The 3,332-nt window shown below is 40.5% G+C and carries 3 protein-coding genes; 2 read left to right on the forward strand and 1 reads right to left on the reverse strand.

All coding sequences use genetic code 11. From position 1 onward, the window contains the following. On the forward strand, window positions 1-1,401 hold a 1,401-nt coding region (locus AAW12_RS00020; protein ID WP_316933101.1), incomplete at its 5' end, for an MFS transporter. Window positions 1,402-1,509: 108 nt separating this feature from the next. Here the strand turns inward: AAW12_RS00020 and AAW12_RS00025 are convergent. After that, complete coding sequence (locus AAW12_RS00025; RefSeq protein WP_046671581.1) at window positions 1,510-2,379, reverse strand: pirin family protein; 870 nt, start codon at window positions 2,377-2,379, stop codon at window positions 1,510-1,512. A gap of 242 nt (window positions 2,380-2,621) precedes the next feature. On the opposite strand from AAW12_RS00025, the gene AAW12_RS00030 reads away from it, so the two are divergent. Further along, a partial coding sequence (locus AAW12_RS00030) for an alpha/beta hydrolase (protein WP_053003467.1) occupies window positions 2,622-3,332 on the forward strand: 711 nt, incomplete at its 3' end.

The raw sequence follows: 3,332 nt of genomic DNA on the forward strand, positions 1-3,332 counted from the left end.
AAAACTCAACAGGCCTATGCATCTAAGAACTGCATAGGCCTGTTGAGTTTTACACTATTGATGTTAATCAAACTTCAATTCTTCAATTCATGGATCGAATTCTTCATTTCTGCCAACAATTCTCTCTTTAAATTTGCGGCCAAGGAAATACAATTCGAGATGATACATACAGCAAACATAGCAGATCAAAGCAAAGAACCTCAGGTAAACTCAAAACCGGATCTACCTGTATTGACGAAGCCCCTTTTATGGCTTATTACCTTGACAACGGGAATTGTCGTCGGCAACAACTATTATAATCAGCCGCTTTTGGGATTGATGGCAAAAGACTTTCACGTTAGTGAAGCTGCAATTAGTATGATTGCTATGCTCACACAGATCGGTTTTGCAACTGGGCTACTGTTTATCGTCCCTTTGGGAGATATGATAAAAAGAAAGAAATTAATATTAACCATATTTCTGCTCATCTTAGTCTCCTTATTGGCTATGGTCTTAGCTCCCACCCTCGAGTTGCTCTATATCGCAAGCTTTATGGTTGGATTCAGCTCTGTTGTTCCTCAGATGCTGGTCCCCCTGACAGCCGAACTTGCTGCTCCGGAAAAACGCAATTCATCAATCGGAATGGTCATGAGTGGCTTACTATTGGGTATTCTGCTTTCCCGTGTCGCAGCTGGATTTATTGGCGATATCTGGGGATGGCAAGCAATCTATTATATAGCTATAGCATTAATGGTTTTATTCATGTTATTATTAGCTTTCGCACTACCTGATGTAAAACCGACATTTCAAGGTACTTATCTACAATTAATGCACTCATTGGTCCATCTGACAAAAACTCAACGGGTATTACGGCTATCTGCACTCAGAGGGGCTTTAGGCTTTGCTGGATTCAGTGCTTTTTGGATTACATTAGTATTTCATTTACAGGAAGCCCCTTTCTACGCAGGCTCTGCCGTAGCGGGATCCTTCGGATTAATAGGGGCTGTTGGCGCGCTGGCAGCATCAGTGGTCGGCCGGATTGCAACGCGTGTTTCTACGTATACCATTATTCTTGGTTCCATATTTATTCTGCTATTGAGCTGGATTTTATTCTACATCGGAGGGAATAACTATATCGGATTAATAAGCGGTGTAATCTTAATCGACCTGGGTTTACAATCCATGCATATCAGCAATCAATCTGCTTTTTTTGCCTTAAATCTAGGGGCAACCAACCGACTAAATACAGTCTATATGTTTAGTTACTTTGCCGGTGGATCATTGGGTAGTTACTTGGCTTCCCTGGCTTGGAAATACTTTCAATGGAATGGCGTGGTATTGACCGGCTTTTGTTGTACACTACTGGTCCTCATCGTGCATGTCGGCATGATAGACGACCAAAAAACTTTTCTTAGTCGTTGAGCACGACAATCCCAAGAAATGCAAGTTAACGGACAATCTTTTCTATTTTGATTTCCATACATGGCCTACATATTAAGGATATAAGCCATGTATGGAAATTTATTTCATTTATTCAAGTACGCCAAACTTGCCAGCTTGAAAATCTTCAAAGGCTTGGTAAATCTCCGCCTGTGTATTCATTACAAATGGGCCATAACTCACGATAGGTTCATCAATGGGTTCACCACTTAACACAAGTAAAACTGCATTCTTATTTGCCCTTATCGAAATCTCTTCACCATCATGACCAAATAAGACAAAGCTATGCTCCTTCGCAAGTTCACCGTTGACTACGACCTCGCCATTCACAACCAACATCGCCGTATTATGATTTTGTGAAACCAAAAAGTTCGTTTCATGTTGCTCTTCCAATTTGATGTCAAATAGATTGACGGGTGTATAGGTGCTCGCTGGTCCAACCATATCCTGAAATTTCCCCGCGATGACATTGACTACCCCTGCCGCATCGGGCAACACGACTTTCCCCATCTGATCGGCAGTAATTGCCTGATAGTGCGCCGCTGTTGATTTATCTTTCGCTGGTAAATTAACCCAGAGCTGAACCATTTCAAATAATCCGCCTTTCTTTGAAAATTCCTCTTCATGGTACTCTTTATGCAATATGCCAGCGCCGGCAGTCATCCATTGTACATCACCCGGACGAATAACACCGCTATTCCCCGAACTGTCATGATGGGCTACACTACCTTTGTAGGCGATAGTCACGGTTTCAAATCCTTTATGCGGATGTACATCCACGCCTCTAATATGATCCGAAGGTCCAAAATCAAATGCTGCATTGAAATCCAGTAAAAGAAATGGACTCATCCTCTTTTGGGAAATCCCATTCCCTGGTATCATATTAAATACACGAAATCCATCTCCTACCATGCCAGGTTGAGCTGGACGTTGGAAAATTCTTTCAATTGATTTTTTCATGTTATGATCTCCTTTTTTATCGTTCTTGATGAATTAAGTTGAAGCCTAAATGATCACTTCATTTTAAATTGCTATCTCAAAGGTACGACAAGAAGAAGCCTGCTTCCAACAACCTAGATTAAGGCATAAACTTAACCTAGATTAAGTTTATAAGAAAGATACCGCTAAAACTAGGAATTCCCACATTTTCTGGATGCCATAGAAATGTGTAACTTAATAAAAATCATAGACCAAGTATCTTTATGCACGCAAACAATACCGTCACATTAACAAAATTCTACCGTCTCCTTTGGTTACGTCCGATACTATTACTCTTGCTATTCATTTTTTTATACCCCGTGGTATATGCTCAATCCAACAGTAAATCTAAAGTGAAACCAAACTGGAATGAGATCCTTGAAGAACAACTGTTTCCAGGTAAAAAGCTCCAGGATTCCACGTTCCACTTTCAGGGCAAATTTGAAGAACAATTTATCACAACAGCAGATCATGTTAAACTCCATGGGATCTTGTTTAAGGCAGACAAGAGCAAAGGACTAATTTTCTATTTGCATGGAAGTAATGGAGCGGTAGACACTTGGGGTAAAATTGCGAATATCTATACTGATAACGGCTATGATCTTTTTATGTTAGACTACCGAGGTTACGGAAAAAGTGAAGGTAAAGTAACCAATGAAGAACTACTTTATAGTGATCTGCAAATGGCCTATGATAACCTGACACAACATTATCCGGAAGATCATATTGTCATAATTGGTCAATCGATGGGTACAGCACTGGCTTCAACTATTGCTTCCCATAACGCCCCAAAAATGCTTATTCTTCAGGCACCTTACTATAGTTTTGAAGATTGGACGCAACATATCGCTCCTGAGCTCGATACAAGCGGGCTCCCCTTTCATTTCGACAATGCTTCGGCATTACAAAAAGTAAAATGTAGAACGATCATCTTC

The organism is Sphingobacterium sp. Ag1, assembly GCF_000988325.1.
Taxonomy (GTDB): Bacteria; Bacteroidota; Bacteroidia; order Sphingobacteriales; family Sphingobacteriaceae; genus Sphingobacterium.